The organism is Jiangella alba (assembly GCF_900106035.1).
Taxonomy (GTDB): Bacteria; Actinomycetota; Actinomycetes; order Jiangellales; family Jiangellaceae; genus Jiangella; species Jiangella alba.
On the sequence record NZ_FNUC01000001.1, the window covers coordinates 265,743 to 279,547 of the forward strand.

Annotated in this window: 13 protein-coding genes; 11 read left to right on the plus strand and 2 right to left on the minus strand. The window is 73.8% G+C overall.

Annotation, left to right across the window (positions count from 1 at the left end; all coding sequences use genetic code 11):
• Window positions 1-587: 587 nt before the first annotated feature.
• Together BLV02_RS01345 and BLV02_RS01350 are read right to left on the minus strand one after the other, a co-directional pair.
• Window positions 588-1,397: a DeoR/GlpR family DNA-binding transcription regulator gene (locus BLV02_RS01345; protein ID WP_069111273.1), complete on the minus strand. Its 810-nt coding sequence runs from the start codon at window positions 1,395-1,397 to the stop codon at window positions 588-590.
• A gap of 103 nt (window positions 1,398-1,500) precedes the next feature.
• Window positions 1,501-3,345 (minus strand): metallophosphoesterase family protein, encoded by a 1,845-nt coding sequence (locus BLV02_RS01350; protein WP_069111274.1) that lies wholly within the window; start codon window positions 3,343-3,345, stop codon window positions 1,501-1,503.
• 117 nt (window positions 3,346-3,462) lie between these two features.
• On the opposite strand from BLV02_RS01350, the gene BLV02_RS01355 reads away from it, so the two are divergent.
• The 11 genes from BLV02_RS01355 to BLV02_RS01405 all read left to right on the plus strand — a co-directional run.
• Window positions 3,463-4,107 carry a DUF47 domain-containing protein gene (locus tag BLV02_RS01355; protein ID WP_069111551.1) on the plus strand — a complete coding sequence of 215 codons (645 nt, stop codon included), beginning with the start codon at window positions 3,463-3,465 and terminating at the stop codon, window positions 4,105-4,107.
• Between the two features lie 11 nt (window positions 4,108-4,118).
• Window positions 4,119-5,066 (plus strand): inorganic phosphate transporter, encoded by a 948-nt coding sequence (locus BLV02_RS01360; RefSeq protein WP_216094208.1) that lies wholly within the window; start codon window positions 4,119-4,121, stop codon window positions 5,064-5,066.
• A 72-nt stretch (window positions 5,067-5,138) separates the two neighbouring features.
• Window positions 5,139-5,489, plus strand: coding sequence for a thioredoxin (trxA, locus tag BLV02_RS01365; protein WP_069111275.1), 351 nt, complete (start codon window positions 5,139-5,141; stop codon window positions 5,487-5,489).
• A gap of 95 nt (window positions 5,490-5,584) precedes the next feature.
• Window positions 5,585-6,805 (plus strand): ROK family protein, encoded by a 1,221-nt coding sequence (locus BLV02_RS01370; RefSeq protein ID WP_069111276.1) that lies wholly within the window; start codon window positions 5,585-5,587, stop codon window positions 6,803-6,805.
• Window positions 6,802-7,848: a Gfo/Idh/MocA family protein gene (locus tag BLV02_RS01375; protein WP_069111277.1), complete on the plus strand. Its 1,047-nt coding sequence runs from the start codon at window positions 6,802-6,804 to the stop codon at window positions 7,846-7,848. Before BLV02_RS01370 ends, BLV02_RS01375 begins: the two co-directional genes overlap by 4 nt.
• 15 nt (window positions 7,849-7,863) lie before the next feature.
• Window positions 7,864-9,198, plus strand: coding sequence for an ABC transporter substrate-binding protein (locus tag BLV02_RS01380; RefSeq protein ID WP_069111278.1), 1,335 nt, complete (start codon window positions 7,864-7,866; stop codon window positions 9,196-9,198).
• The gene (locus BLV02_RS01385) at window positions 9,195-10,136 is read left to right on the plus strand and encodes a carbohydrate ABC transporter permease (protein ID WP_141711558.1); all 942 of its coding nucleotides are present in this window, start codon (window positions 9,195-9,197) and stop codon (window positions 10,134-10,136) included. Before BLV02_RS01380 ends, BLV02_RS01385 begins: the two co-directional genes overlap by 4 nt.
• A gap of 17 nt (window positions 10,137-10,153) precedes the next feature.
• On the plus strand, window positions 10,154-10,954 hold the full coding sequence (locus tag BLV02_RS01390) for a carbohydrate ABC transporter permease (protein ID WP_069111554.1): 801 nt from the start codon (window positions 10,154-10,156) through the stop codon (window positions 10,952-10,954).
• Window positions 10,951-11,898, plus strand: coding sequence for a zinc-binding dehydrogenase (locus BLV02_RS01395; protein ID WP_083288595.1), 948 nt, complete (start codon window positions 10,951-10,953; stop codon window positions 11,896-11,898). Before BLV02_RS01390 ends, BLV02_RS01395 begins: the two co-directional genes overlap by 4 nt.
• A 22-nt stretch (window positions 11,899-11,920) precedes the next feature.
• On the plus strand, window positions 11,921-12,481 hold the full coding sequence (locus tag BLV02_RS01400; protein WP_069111279.1) for a TetR/AcrR family transcriptional regulator: 561 nt from the start codon (window positions 11,921-11,923) through the stop codon (window positions 12,479-12,481).
• Window positions 12,481-13,805, plus strand: a 1,325-nt coding sequence (locus tag BLV02_RS01405) for an MFS transporter (RefSeq protein WP_074946051.1), incomplete at its 3' end; no start/stop codon positions are given. The genes BLV02_RS01400 and BLV02_RS01405, both read left to right, overlap by 1 nt.

A 13,805-nucleotide genomic window follows, 5' to 3' on the forward strand; every position in this document is an offset into this window, starting at 1 on the left:
TCGGCACGGGACGGGCAGGCACCAGCAGCAACCTCGGGCGACCGGGGCAGTGGCAGCGGGCCACAAACGGCAGGCACGCGGCTGAGCGGGCGACGCCAGCGTGCCGACCGCGACCGCCGGCCACCCAGCGGTGCCACCACCAGCAACCTCGGGCGACCGGGGCAGCGGCAGCGCGCCGCAACGGCAGGCATGCAGCTGAGCCGGCAGCGTCAGCGAGCGTACAGCGACCGCCGGCCACCCAGCGACGCCACCACCAGCAACCTCGGGCGACCGGGGCAGCGGCAGCGCGCCGCAACGGCAGGCATGCAGCTGAGCCGGCAGCGTCAGCGAGCGTACAGCGACCGCCGGCCACCCAGCGACGCCACCACCAGCAGCCTCGGGTAGCCGGGCGGCAGCAGCGGGCCGCAAACGGCAGGCGCGCAGCTGTCCAGGCAGCCGCAGCCGGGCGGCCGAGCTACGAGCGACGTCGTCCACCGAGGCGGGCGGGCGACAGCGGCACCAGCCGGCCGAGCCGGCAACAGGTGGCGGCGGGCAACAGGCACAGGCAGCCGGCCGAGCCGTACCGGCAGGCAGCAGGCCAGCGAGGGTCAGGCGAGCGTGACGTCCACGTGTTCGCGGAGGCGGTCGACGACGTCGGCGGAGCCGCCTTCGCCGTCGATGATGAGGCGGTCGAACTCGGAGGTCGCGGCGAGGCGGTGCAGGGCCGTCCGGCCGAGCTTAGTCCGGTCCATCAGCAGCACCCTGCGCTGGCCCGCCGCCATCATCGCGCGCTTGACCATGACGATGTCCGGCTCCTGGTGGTAGGCGGTGTCGGCGGTCATCGCAGACGTACTGAGAAAGGCAACGTCCACACTGAGAGCCTGGATGGTCTCGATCGCCGACATCCCGAGGAACGCGTCATGCATGGCGTTGTAGTCACCGCCGACCCCGATCAGGTGCACGTCGGGGACCGCCCGCAGCGTCTGCATGATCGGCAGGTAGTTCGAGACGACCGTCAGCGGGCCGTGATCGTGCCCGCCCAGCATCCTGGCCAGGAACAGGTTGGTCGTCGACGTGTCGAGCATGATCGACATCCCCGGCTCGATCAGCTCCAGAGCCGTCCTGGCCAGCGCCTCCTTCTCCCGCCCCTGCACCCGGATGCGGTACGCCGAACTGCTCTCGAACGCCGTCGACGGCTGCGCCGAGACCCCGCCGTGGAACTTGCGCACGAGCGAGCGGCGAGCGAGTTCGTCGAGGTCACGGTGGACGGTCATCAGGCTCGCCCCGGTGAGCGTGCTCAACTCCGCCGCCGTCGCGACGCCGTTGGCGACGACGTGGTCGATGATCAGCTGCTGCCGAGCTTCTCGGGCCTGCGACCGCTTCGGCGACGCACCGCGCGGCGCCTCGGGAGGTGTCATCCGGGCTCGTCTCCTCGCGCATCGCCGGGACAGCGGAACGTCAGGCCCGCACCCGGCCGGTAACGGAGAATAACACCGGTTGCGCGATTCTTATCAGAAGTCATCACAACCGCCCGGCCAGCGGCACCAGCATGTGGACGTTGCGGTCCGGGGGCGTGCCGGTGAGGCCTTGCCGCGCCCCCCCGCGCCAGACGTCGTTGGCGGCGACCTGGCGGTGCAGCGACGCCAGCTCGCCGGGCGTGCGCGGTTGCGGACCCGGGTCCAGCGGCGCGTCGTGGTCGACGATGGTCGAGGTGATCCGCAGGATCCCGCCGGGCTGCCTGACCAGTTCGATCACCCGTGCCTGCGTCGGCCAGTCGACCATCGACGCCGTCGTGACCTCGTACAGGCCGCCGCCGCGCGGACGGCGGTGCGCCACCACCCGGTTCGCGTGGTGATGGCCGTTGAGCCACAGCACCACGTTGGGACAGCCGAGCGCGACCTCGAGCAGCTCGCCGGCGAACGCCACCGCCGCCTCGTCGTCAGGGCAGACGCCGTAGCCGTTGCCCAGCGACGGCGTGGCGTGGTGCGACGCGATGACGACCAGCGGATCGTCGGCGCCGTCCAGCCCGCGCAGCTCGTCGGCCAGCCACTCGAGCTGGACGCGGTCGACGTTGCCGTCCCACATGCCGCGCCGGTGGTTGGTGTCGAGCACCAGCACGCGCACGCCCGGGACCGGGTCGTACCGGTAGTACGCCGTGCCGGCCCGCAGGTTGGCCTCGGTGAAGCCGTGCCCGGCCGGTCCGGCGCCCGCACCCGTGGCCGCGCCGACGCGGTAGGTATGACCCGCCCCTCTAGGGAGGGTGCCCACCCTACGGGCGGGCACCGACAGACTCCCGCCGACGCTGCCATCACCGACGCCGCCACCGCGGCCATCGCCGCCGCCGGCGCCACCGCCGATTCCGCGGCCGTCCCCGCCGCCAACACCACTGCCGGGGGCGTCACCGCCGACACCGCCGATGCCGAGGGCGTCACCGCCGGCACCACCGCCACCGCCGAGAGCGCCGATACCGAGGGCGTCACCGCCGCCGGCGGCGGCGAGATGAGCCCGGACGATGTCGCGCGTGCGCAGCAGCCGGCGCCCGGGATCGGCGGCGACCGGCAGGCCGGGGCCGGAGAACAGGCGCACGGGATCGCGCAGGTACAGCTCCAGTTCGCGCTCGTCGCCGAGGTCGGCGGGCAGCCGCACCGCTTTGCGGTCCCCGACGGCGATGGCGGAGAGCTCGTCGGTGACCGCCGTCGTGCCGCCGACCAGCACGTCGTGGTTGCCGAGGCAGCCGATCCACGGCACACCGGCGCCGGCCGCCCGGAACGGCACGGCGGCCGCGGCGACCAACCCCGGGACGTGGGGATATCCCCATCGATGCTGATAACGATCGCCCGGAACGTCCGGCACCCAGTACCAGGGATCGCCCCAGTCGGCGCTCTGCGGGCCGCGGTACACGCCGCCGGCCGAGACCGGGGCGACGTCGCGGCCGTTCATCAGGGCGAGGAACGTGGCCAGCTCGTTCGCCTGCGCGTTGTCGGTGCTGTCGCCGGTGACGACGCACAGGTCGAGGTCGAGCCCGCGCAGCGTCCGCAGCATCGAGTCGGCCGCGTGCGCCGTGAGCAGCTCGTGCGGCCGGAACGTGTACGTGACGGCGCCGCCCCAGCCCGGGCTGCGCTCGCCGACCTGCATGGCGAAGTCCAGCCGCAGCGGCGACTGGGTGTCGGCGAGGTGCAGGTCGGTGAGGTGGGCGAGCCGCAGGATCGGCTCGCCCGGCTCGATGCCGCCCGGATGCGTCTCGCAGAGGTCGGCGCGGATCCCGTGCGCCTCACCGGGCGCCGCGGCCACCGCGCGGTACGCCGTCTCGGTGCCGGCCGCGACGGCGTCGCCGGCGATCAGGATCCGATCCCAGGTGGTTCGCACGCGGCATCCCCTCACTCACACCAACGATTGATGTTAAAAACACACCTCTGCATGATAGATTAACCACAGTTCGTGATACATCGGTCAAGGTGCCTCGACAAGGTGGTGGACGTGACGATGAAGGCCGCGCGGTTGCGGCCGCGCTGGCCGCGCCGGTTCCGCGGCGGCCGGCAGCACATGTCCGAGGCGCTGAGCGGCCAGGTGCACGCCGCCCGCGACGGCGCCGCCCTGGCCCGGGCGATGGTCAACAAGAAGGTGTCGCCGGCACAGGCGCGCGAGCGCATCGCCGACATCGAGCACCGCGGCGACGAGATGCGCGCGGTGCTGGTCGACCGGCTGTCCCGCACGCTGGTCGCGCCGCTGGACCGCGAGGACCTGTTCCGGCTGTCGCGCTCCATCGACGACGTCCTCGACACCATCCGCGAGTTCCTCCGCGAGGCCGACCTCTACCAGATCCAGCGGCGCAAGACCTACCGCCCGTTCCTCGACCACGTGGTCGCCGCCGTCGACTCGCTCGACGAGGCCGTCGGCACGCTGTGGAGCGCGCCGCACGACGTGCCGCTCAAGGCGCTCGACGCGAAGAAGGCGGCGCGCAGCATCAGCCGCGAGTACCAGCAGGAGTTCGCCCGCATCGTCGACGGCGACGTGTCGACCGAGGCGCTCAAGCACCGCGAGCTGATCAAGCGCCTCGACGGTGTGGGCGCGCGCATCAGTGAGGCGGCCGACGTCCTCACCGACGGCGCGCTCAAGCGCGGCTACTGACGAGCCGCCGCGTGCCCGACCTGATGATCGCGGTGGGGGTGGTGTTCGCCCTCGTCACCGGCGCCAACGACGGCGGCGCGCTGATCGCGCCCGGGCTGCGGATCCCGGGGATGCCGGTCGCGGCCGGCCTCGGCCTACTGGTCGCGGCCGTCGTCGCCGTCCCGTTGCTGCTGACGACCGCGGTCGCGCAGACGCTGGCCGGCTCGATCGTGCCGGCCGACCCGGCGCCGCTGGCGATCGGGTTCGTCGTGGCGATCGTCGTCGCCGGCGGGCTGGCCCGGCGCGGGCTCCCGACCAGCCTGACGCTGGCGGTCATCGGCGGCGTCGCCGGTGCCGGCGTCGGCGCCGGCCTGTCCGTCGAATGGCCGGCCGTGCTGCGGGTCCTCGCGATCGGCGTGGCCGCACCGGTCGCCGGGCTGCTGCTCGCGCTGGCCGGCGCGACCGCCTGGCGCGCCGTCCGCGGTGCGCGCTACCTCGCCACCGTCCGGCGCACGCACGTGGCGGCGTACCTCGCGCAGTGCCTCGCCTACGGCGCGAACGACGGGCAGAAGGCGTTCGTCCTGTTCATCGCCGCGAGCGCGGCGGCCGGAGGTGACGCGGCGCCGCGCTGGTGGGCGTACCCGGTGGTCGGCGGGCTGTTCGCCGCCGGCGCCGTGATCGGCCTCCCGCGGGTCGCCCGCACCCTCGGCACCGGCATCATCAGCACCCGCGCCCCGCAGGCCGTGACCGCCGAGTTCGCCTCCGCCGCCGCCGTGCTGGGCAGCGCCGCGGCGGGCGCGCCGGTCAGCATGACGCAGGCGCTGACCGGCGGGCTGCTCGGCGCCGGCGTCCACGACAGTTACCGGCGGGTGCGATGGCGCGTGGTCGCCAACCTCGGCCTCGCCTGGGCGGTCACGCTGCCGGCCGCCTTCGCCCTGGCCGGCGCCGCCGCGCTCGTCGTCGGCGCCACGACACCCTGACCGGCGAGGCGGCCGGCTGGCCGGTCTCACGGCGGATGGAACGAACGCGCGCGCCCCGGTGTTGAGCCAGGCATGACCACCACCACCCTGACCGGCCAGACCTTCCAGCAGACCGTGGAAGAGAACGAGATCGTGCTGGTCGACTTCTGGGCCGCCTGGTGCGGGCCGTGCCGCAGTTTCGCGCCCGTCTACGAGCAGGCGTCCGAGCAGCACCCGGAGATCGTCTTCGGCAAGGTCGACACCGAGGCCGAGCGCCACCTCGCCGGCTGGGCGCAGATCACCTCCATCCCGACGCTGATGGCGTTCAAGCAGGGCTACCTCGTCTTCTCTCAGCCCGGCGCGCTGCCCGCCGCCGCGCTCGAGCAGGTCATCGACAGCGTCGTCGGCCTGGACGTCCAGGCCGCCCTCGCCGCGGAGGAGTAGCCGGCTCGGAAAACACACCCTCGCTGCGGTAGCTTGCGGAACTACTTCGATCGCTTTACGATCGAACTCCACTTGCTACCAAACGAAGGTGTGCCATGAACGATGCGGCAGCACGAGGACGCGGCGACGGCGGCGCGGTCGCCAGCGCGGCCGCCGTGGCCGGTGTCATCCGGGCCGCGGCCAACGGCGCGTCCCGGACGGAGATCGGCGCCGGCACCGGCCTGAGCAAGGCGATCGTCTCCGAGCGGGTCCGCGCGCTCGTCGACGCGGGGCTGCTGGAGGAGGCCGGCGAGTTCGGCAGCACCGGCGGGCGGCGCGCCACGCGGGTGCGGTTCCGGTCCGGCCTCGTGGTGGTCGCCGCGGAGATCGCGATGACGCACGTCCGCGCCGCCGTCGTCACGCTGCCCGGCCGCATCCTGGCCGACGAGAAGCTGCCGCTGTCCATGCACGAGGGGCCGGAACGGGTCCTCGCCGAGCTGGAGCGGCTGATCGAGCGGCAGCTCCAGCGGGCCCGCGACGACGCGGCCGCGCCGCTCACGCTCTGCGGCGTCGGGGTCGGCATCGCCGGGCCGGTCGAGTTCGCCACCGGCCGCACCGTCCATCCCCCGGTGCACCCCGACTGGCACGACCAGCCGGTCCGCGACCGCCTGGCGGTCCGCTTCGGGGTGCCGGCGTGGGCCGACAACGAGGTCAACCTGATGGCGCTGGCCGAGCAGCACCGCGGCGCCGGCGCGGACGTCGCCGACTCGCTGGTCGTCAAGATCGGCTCCTGGGTCGGCGCCGGCCTCATCTCCAACCGCCGGCTGCACCGCGGCGCGCAGGGCTGCGCCGGCAGCCTCGTCACCACCGCCGGCGGCGACGACATCGCGGCCCGGGCGGAGCTGCTGGCGATCAGCGGGCAGAGCCCGGCCCTGCAGGCGGCAGCCGGCGCGGGACGGACGGTGACGGCGCAGCTGGTGGCCGAGCTGGCCCAGCTCGGCGACGACGACTGCCGGCGCATCCTCGCCGAGGCGGCCGAGGACATCGGCACCGTGCTGTCCGTGCTCGTCGACTTCTTCAACCCGGCCGTCGTCGTCGTGACCGGCGGCGTCGCGAGCGGCGGCGGCGCGTTCCTGGCCCGCATCCGCGAGACCGTCTACGGCAGGTCGCTGGCGCTGGCCACCCGCGACCTGCGCATCGTCCCGTCCGACCTGGGCGACGATGCCGCCATCCTCGGCGCCGCGGCCATGACGGTCGACGAGCTGACGTCGGCCGGCGGGCTGGGCGACACCCTCGCCCGCCTCGGCGCCGCTCCCACCAGGACGGGCGCCGAGTGATCCGCGTCGGCGTCGCCGGCGCCTCCGGCGTCGGGGCCGCGCACGTCGCCGCGCTGCGTCGCCTCGACGGCGTCGAGGTGGTCGCGGTGAGCGGGTCCACCGACGAGTCGGCGCGACGGGTCGCGCGCAAGCTCGGCGTCCCCGCCGCGTACGGTTCCGAGCGCGCGCTGATCGACGCCGGCACGGTCGACGTCCTGCACGTCTGCACGCCCAACGACCGGCACGCGCCCGCGGTGCGCGCCGCGTTCGCCGCCGGCCTGCACGTGGTCTGCGAGAAGCCGCTGGCCACGACGGCGGCCGACGCCGCGGAGCTGGCCGCCCTGGCCGCGTCGGCGCCCACCGCGTCGGCCGTCTGCTACCACTACCGCTACTCCCCGCTGGCGGTCCGGCTGGCCGGGCTGGTCCGCTCCGGCCTGCTCGGCACCGTCCACTCCGTCCGCGCCAGCTACCTGCAGAACTGGCAGCTCGGCGCCGCCGGGTCGTGGCGCAACGACCCGGCCCGGTCCGGCTCGTCGCGGGTGCTGGCCGACATCGGCAGCCACGCGCTGGACCTCGTCGAGGTGCTCACCGGCCGCCCGGTCACGTCGCTCGCCGCCGACTTCCACACGCCCCGCCGCGACGCGCTGCGGCCCGGCACCGACGACGTCGCGGTGGCGCGGGCCCGGCTCGACGGCGGCGCCGTCGTCGCGCTGACCGCGTCGCAGGTGTCGCCCGGCCACCTCAACACGATCGCGGTCGAGATCGACGGCGACCAGGGCACCGCCAGCTGGCAGCTCGGCGATCTGGAGACCCTGGAGCTGGTCCGGACGGCGGACGCGCGGCGGCTGCGCCTGGACGGGCACGCCGACCCGCACCGCGTCAGCCGGTTCTGGCGCACCCCCGTCGACGCCGAGGCCCGCGTCGTCGCCCTCCTCGACGCGTTCTACCGGCCGCTGACCGGCGGCGACGGCGGCCCGCCGGCCGCACCCCTTCCCACGTTCGCGGACGCCGCCCGGCACGTCGCGCTCATCGACGAAGCCGCGCGGCCGCTGCTCATTCCCTGACTTCCGGAGGCAACGATGCCCAGGACCACCCGCACCCTGCTGCTCCTCGCGCTGACCGCGGCCACCGCGGCCACCGCGACCGCCTGCGTCGGCGGCGCCCAGGACGACGGCGGCGGCGAGAGCCTCGCCCTCGGCGACGAGGCCACGCTCACCGTCGTCAGCCAGTTCGGCGACACCCCGGCGCTGCAGCCCGTGCTCGAGTCGATCAGCGCCGCCTGGGAGCGCGAGCACCCCGAGGTCAGCGTCGACATCCAGTACCTCAGCTACGACGACCTGCAGAAGACGCTGCCGACGACCCTCGCGTCGGGGTCGGCGCCGGACGTGTTCGACTACGACGCGTCCGAGAGCACCCTCGGCGTGCTGGCGACCAACGGCCTGGTGCACCCGCTGACCGACTATGCGCAGCAGTACGGCTGGCTCGACGCGCTGCCGGAGTCGGTCGTCGAGCGGGCCACCTTCGACGACACGTTCTACGCGGTACCGCGCTCCAGCGAGGCGATCGGCCTGTTCTACGACGAGGCGCTGTTCGAGCAGCACGGCGCGCCCGCGCCGGTGGACTACGCGTCGTTCCTGGCCGCGGCCGGGACGCTGCGCGACGCCGGCGTCGTCCCGATCGCGTTCGGCAACAAGGACCAGTGGCCGTCGTCGCACCTCGTCGCGGCGGCCGTGCACGCGTCGGTGCCGGTCGACGAGATCGTCGCGGTCGAGTCGCTCGGCGGCGACGGCGTCTACTCGGCGCCCGCGGTCCAGGACGCGTTCGAGGCCGCCCGCGGCTGGGTGGCCGGCGGCTTCGTCACGCCCGACTTCAACGGGGTCAGCTTCGACGACTCGGTGAAGGCGTTCATGAACGGCCAGGCCGGCATGCTGATCGAGGGCACCGGCGTCACGCCCGACCTCATCGCCACCCTCGGGCCCGAGTCCGGCGTGCGGTTCGTGCCGTTCCCGATGATCGACCCGGCGCTGGAGCAGCAGGCCGCGGGCGGCGCCGGCGGGTCGTGGGCGATCTCGGCGTCGTCGCCGGTCGCCGACATCGCGGCCGACTGGATCGACTTCGTGCACTTCTCCGACGAGGCCGAGCGGGCGTGGCTGGAGGCCGGCGTGCTGCCGACCACCGGCTACGACGGCGCCGGCGCGGACGTCCCCGCGCTGCTGCGGCAGAACCTCGAGGTCGTCCAGGCGGCGAACGAGGGCGGCGGCATCGGGCGCTGGACGGCGTTCAGCTCCAGCCCGCTGGTGACCGACGCCTGGAACGGCGGCGGCCAGTCGTACCTCGCCGGCGACCTCGACGTCGCCGCGTTCACCGGCTCGCTCGACGACGCGCTCGCCGAGGCCCGGAGCGCGACACCGTGACCAGCGCCGCCGCGCCGGCGGCGGTCCGGACGCGCACGCGCGCGGCCGAGCCGCCGCGCCGGCCGGGCGCCCGCCGCCGCTCGCTGCGCGGGTACTGGCTGGTGCTGCCCGCGCTCGCCCTCTACGCGGCGTTCCTGCTGTGGCCGATCGGGCAGACCGTCTGGCTCAGCCTGACCGACTGGAACGGCCTCACCGCCTCGCCCACGTGGACCGGGCTGGACAACTACCGCCGCCTCATCGGCGACGAGCGGTTCTTCGGCTCGCTCGGCAACAACCTGGTGTGGGTGGCCGGCAGCTGGCTGGCGCAGGGTCTCGGGCTGCTGCTCGCGGCCATCCTGTCGGCGAGCTGGATCCGCGGCCGGACGCTGTACCGCACGCTGCTGTTCGTCCCGGCGACGATGGCGCTGGTCATCGTCGGCATCGCGTGGGACCAGATCTACCGGCCGGAGACCGGGCTGCTGAACGTCGCGCTGGAGCACGCCGGCCTGGAGTCGCTGACCCGCGGCTGGCTGTCGGAGTCGGGCACCGCGATGGGCGCCGTCATCGCCACCGCGAACTGGACCTACTACGGGTTCGCGATGGTGATCCTGCTCGGCGGGCTGCAGAACATCGACCCGCACCTGTACGAGGCGGCCGCGCTGGACGGCGCCAACGCCCGGCAGCGGTTCCGCCACGTCACCGTCCCGGCCCTGCGCAACCACATCACGCTGCTCGTCGTCGTGTCGTTCATCAACACGCTCAAGACCTTCGACCTCGTCTACGTCATGACGAACGGCGGTCCCGGCCACTCCACCGAGGTGGTCGCGTACTACATCTACGCGCTGGCGTTCGTCACCCACCGGGTCGGCTACGCCGCGGCCGCCGCCGTCGTCCTGACCGTGATCATCCTGGTCATCACCGTGATCTTCCTCCGCGTCCGGGAGCGGGAGCGCCCGTGAACCACACCCTGCAACGCATGAGCGCGCACACCGCGCTCGTCGTCATGACCCTGGTGTCCGTCGTCCCGCTGCTGTGGATCTGGCTGCAGTCGCTGCGCACGTCCACCGCCACCGCCGCCGACCCGTTCGGCCTGGAGTGGCCGCTGCGGTTCGCGAACTACGTCACCGCCTGGAACGCCGGCCGCTTCTCCGACTACCTCGTCAACAGCACCGTCGTCGCGGCCGGGACGGTGGCGCTGGTCGTCGCGCTGGCGTTCCCCGCCGCCTACGCGCTGGCGCTGCTGGACCTGCGCTGGGCCGACGCGACGTTCCTGCTGTTCCTGCTCGGCCTGATGATCCCGATCTGGTCGATCGTGATCCCGCTCTTCTACCAGCTGCGCTCGCTCGGGCTGGTGAACACGCTGGCCGGGGCGATCCTGATCGAGGCGACGCTCGGGCTGCCGTTCGCGATCTTCCTACTCCGGGCCAACCTGCGGGCACTGCCGCGCGAGCTGATCGAGGCCGGCCGCATCGACGGCGCCGGCGACCTGCGGCTGATGTGGTCGATCGTGCGGCCGCTGGCCGTCCCCGCGCTCGGCGCCATCGTCGTCTTCCAGTTCATGACGTCGTGGAACGAGCTGGTCGTCCCGCTGTTCTTCCTGCAGACCGACGACGTCCGCACGCTGCCGATCGGGCTCACGTTCTTCCAGGGCCGGTTCACCACCGACACCGCCGTCCTGGCCGCGGGCACCACCATCGCGTCGCTGCCCGTCGTCATCGTCTACCTGCTGTTCAACCGCCAGTTCGTCAACGGCCTCACCGCTGGAGCGACCAAATGAGAACCCGCGCCTACCAGCTCGTCGCGCCCGGCCGCGGCGAGCTCGTCACCGCCGAACTGCCCGAGCCCGGACCCGGCCAGCTGGTGCTGCGGGTCCGCACCAACGGGGTGTGCGCGAGCGACCTGCCGACGTGGGCGGCGGCCGCGGCCGACGGGCCGAGCCGGCTGGGGCACGAGCCGGCCGGCGAGGTCGTCGCCACCGGTCCGGGCGTGACGATCGCGCCCGGCACGCTGGTCGGCGGCCGCATCGCGCCGTCCTTCGCCGAGCACGCGCTGGCCGACCTCGACGACGTCGTCGTGCTGCCCGACGGCGTCGACCCCGCGGTGGCGCTGCCCGAGCCGCTGGGCTGCGTCGCCGAAGGGCTGCGCCGCACGCCGGTGCCGCTGGGCGCGCACGTCGCCGTCGTCGGGCTCGGCTTCATGGGGCTGGTCATGACGCAGCTGCTGCGCACCACCGGCGTGGCCCGGCTGGTCGCCGTCGACCCGCGCGACGACGCCCGGCGCGCGGCGGTGGCGAACGGGGCCGACACCGCGCACGACCCGGCCCAGCTGCCCGCCGCCGCGTTCTCCGGCGAGGACTCGCCCGCGCGGCACGGCTTCGACGTCGTCGTCGAGGCGTCCGGGACGCAGGCCGGACTGGACCTCGCCGGGCGGATGGTGCGGCCGCACGGCGCGCTGTCCATCCTCGGCTACCACCAGTCCGCGCGCGAGGTCGACCTGCGCGGCTGGAACTGGAAGGCGCTGGACGTCGTCAACGCGCACGTCCGCGACCGCGCGCTGCTGCGGGCGAGCACGGCGGCGGCGCTGGAGCTGGTCGCCGCCGGACGGCTCGACCCCGGCCGGCTGATCACCCACCGGTTCCGCCTCGACCAGGCCGACGCGGCGTTCGAGGCGCTGCGGTCCAAGCCGGACGGCTTCGTCAAGGCCGTCATCGACGTGTACTGATGTACATGTACACTTGTCCACCATGGACGGAACGACCCGGGCGACCCGCGATCCGGTCGGCCGCCGGCAGGCGATCATCGAGGCCGCCGCCGCGCTGATCATCGAGAACGGCATCAACGACCTCACCCACCGGAAGGTGGCGGCGCGGGCGTCGGTGCCACTCGGCTCGACCACCCACTACTTCGCCTCGCTGGAGGACCTCAAGGCGGCCGCGCTGGCATGGCTGGGCCTGCGGACCGAGGAAGGGCTGTCCGAGATCGCCCGCGACCTCGCCGCGGCCGGCGACTGGGTGGGCACCCTCGCCCGCCTGTTCCACGAGTACCTGGGCGACCCCGCGCAGGTCCGCGCCGACACCGCGTTCTACGTCGCCAGCATGGACAGCCCGCGGCTGCACTCGATCGCCACCCGCTGGTCCGAGGGCCTCCAGGAGATCCTGACGCCCTACACCGACCCCGTCACCGCCCGCGCCATCAGCGCCTACGCCGACGGCGCGACCGTCCAGACGATGCTGCGCGGCAGCGCGCCCGACGCCGGCGAGCTGCTCGACGTGCTCACCCGCCTGACCCGCACGACGGACGCCTGATGCCGAGCCTGACCGCCGAGACCATGACGTCCCGGCAGCGCTGGGCGGCGCTGACCGTGCTGGCCGGCAGCCTGTTGGTCGTCACGATGGACATGACGATCCTCATCATGGCGCTGCCCGACCTCGTCCAGGACATCGCGCCCAGCGCGTCCGAGCAGCTGTGGATCGTCGACGTCTACTCGCTGATCCTCGCCGGCCTGCTGATCCCGATGAGCGCGCTCGGCGACCGGTGGGGACGCAAGCGGCTGCTGCTGACCGGGTTCACGCTGTTCGGCGTGGTCTCGGTGCTGGTGCTGTTCGCCGGCAGCCCGGCGTTCGTCATCGCGCTGCGCGCACTGCTCGGCGCGGCCGGCGCGATGATCATGCCGACGACGCTCTCGATGATCCGCACCATCTTCCGCGATCCGAAGGAGCGGGCGAAGGCGCTGGCCGTCTGGTCGATCATCTCCGGCCTCGGCGCCATCATCGGCCCGGTGGTCGGCGGCGCGCTGCTCGAGGTGTTCAGCTGGCACTCGGCGTTCCTCGTCAACGTCCCGTTCGTGCTCGTCGCCGTCGTCGCCGGCGCGCTGCTGCTGCCCGAGGCGCGCGACCCGCGGCCGCCGCGCTGGGACGTCGTCGCGACGGTGCTGTCGGTCGCCGGCATGTCGCTGCTGGTGTGGGGGATCAAGCAGCTGGCCAAGGAGGGCTGGGGTGACGTCGCGTCGTGGACGGCGGTGGTCGCCGCGGCCGCGCTGCTGACGTGGTTCGTGCGCCGCTGCCTCGGCCGCCCCGACCCGTTCCTGGAGGTCCGGCTGTTCCGCAGCCGGCCGTTCCGCGCCGGCACCATCACGGCGCTGGCCTCGATGTTCGCGATGGGCGCCATGCTGTTGCTGGTCGCCCAGTGGCTGCAGGTCGTCGCGGGCTACTCGCCGCTGGTCGCCGGGCTGGCGCTGCTGCCGATGGCGGCCGGCTCGTTCGCGTTCGCGCCGTTCGCGCCGGCGCTCGCGTTCCGGATCGGCGCCCGGACGGTGCTCGCGGCCGGGCTGGCCTCCGCGGGCGCCGGGCTGCTGCTGCTCTACGTTCTCGGCAGCCCGCTGAGCTACCCGGAGCTGATCGCACCGCTGGCGCTGGTCGGCGCCGGCACCGGGTCGCTCGCCGTCGGGTCGGCGATCATCATGGGCAGCACGCCGCAGGAGAAGGCGGGCAACGCCGCCGCCATCGAGGAGGCGATGTACGACCTCGGCAACGTCCTCGGCATCGCCGTGCTCGGCAGCGTCGCCGCCGCCCTCTACCGCGAGCACCTCGGCATCGGCGCGTTCACCGCGGCGGGCCTGCCCGCCGAGCT

Bases quoted from the DNA above. Each gene is read 5' to 3' on its own strand.
- BLV02_RS01345 (WP_069111273.1), bottom strand. From the start codon at position 1,397: ATGACACCTCCCGAGGCGCCGCGCGGTGCGTCGCCGAAGCGGTCGCAG.
- BLV02_RS01355 (WP_069111551.1), top strand. From the start codon at position 3,463: ATGAAGGCCGCGCGGTTGCGGCCGCGCTGGCCGCGCCGGTTCCGCGGC.
- trxA (WP_069111275.1), top strand. From the start codon at position 5,139: ATGACCACCACCACCCTGACCGGCCAGACCTTCCAGCAGACCGTGGAA.
- BLV02_RS01370 (WP_069111276.1), top strand. From the start codon at position 5,585: ATGAACGATGCGGCAGCACGAGGACGCGGCGACGGCGGCGCGGTCGCC.
- BLV02_RS01380 (WP_069111278.1), top strand. From the start codon at position 7,864: ATGCCCAGGACCACCCGCACCCTGCTGCTCCTCGCGCTGACCGCGGCC.
- BLV02_RS01390 (WP_069111554.1), top strand. From the start codon at position 10,154: ATGAGCGCGCACACCGCGCTCGTCGTCATGACCCTGGTGTCCGTCGTC.
- BLV02_RS01395 (WP_083288595.1), top strand. From the start codon at position 10,951: ATGAGAACCCGCGCCTACCAGCTCGTCGCGCCCGGCCGCGGCGAGCTC.
- BLV02_RS01400 (WP_069111279.1), top strand. From the start codon at position 11,921: ATGGACGGAACGACCCGGGCGACCCGCGATCCGGTCGGCCGCCGGCAG.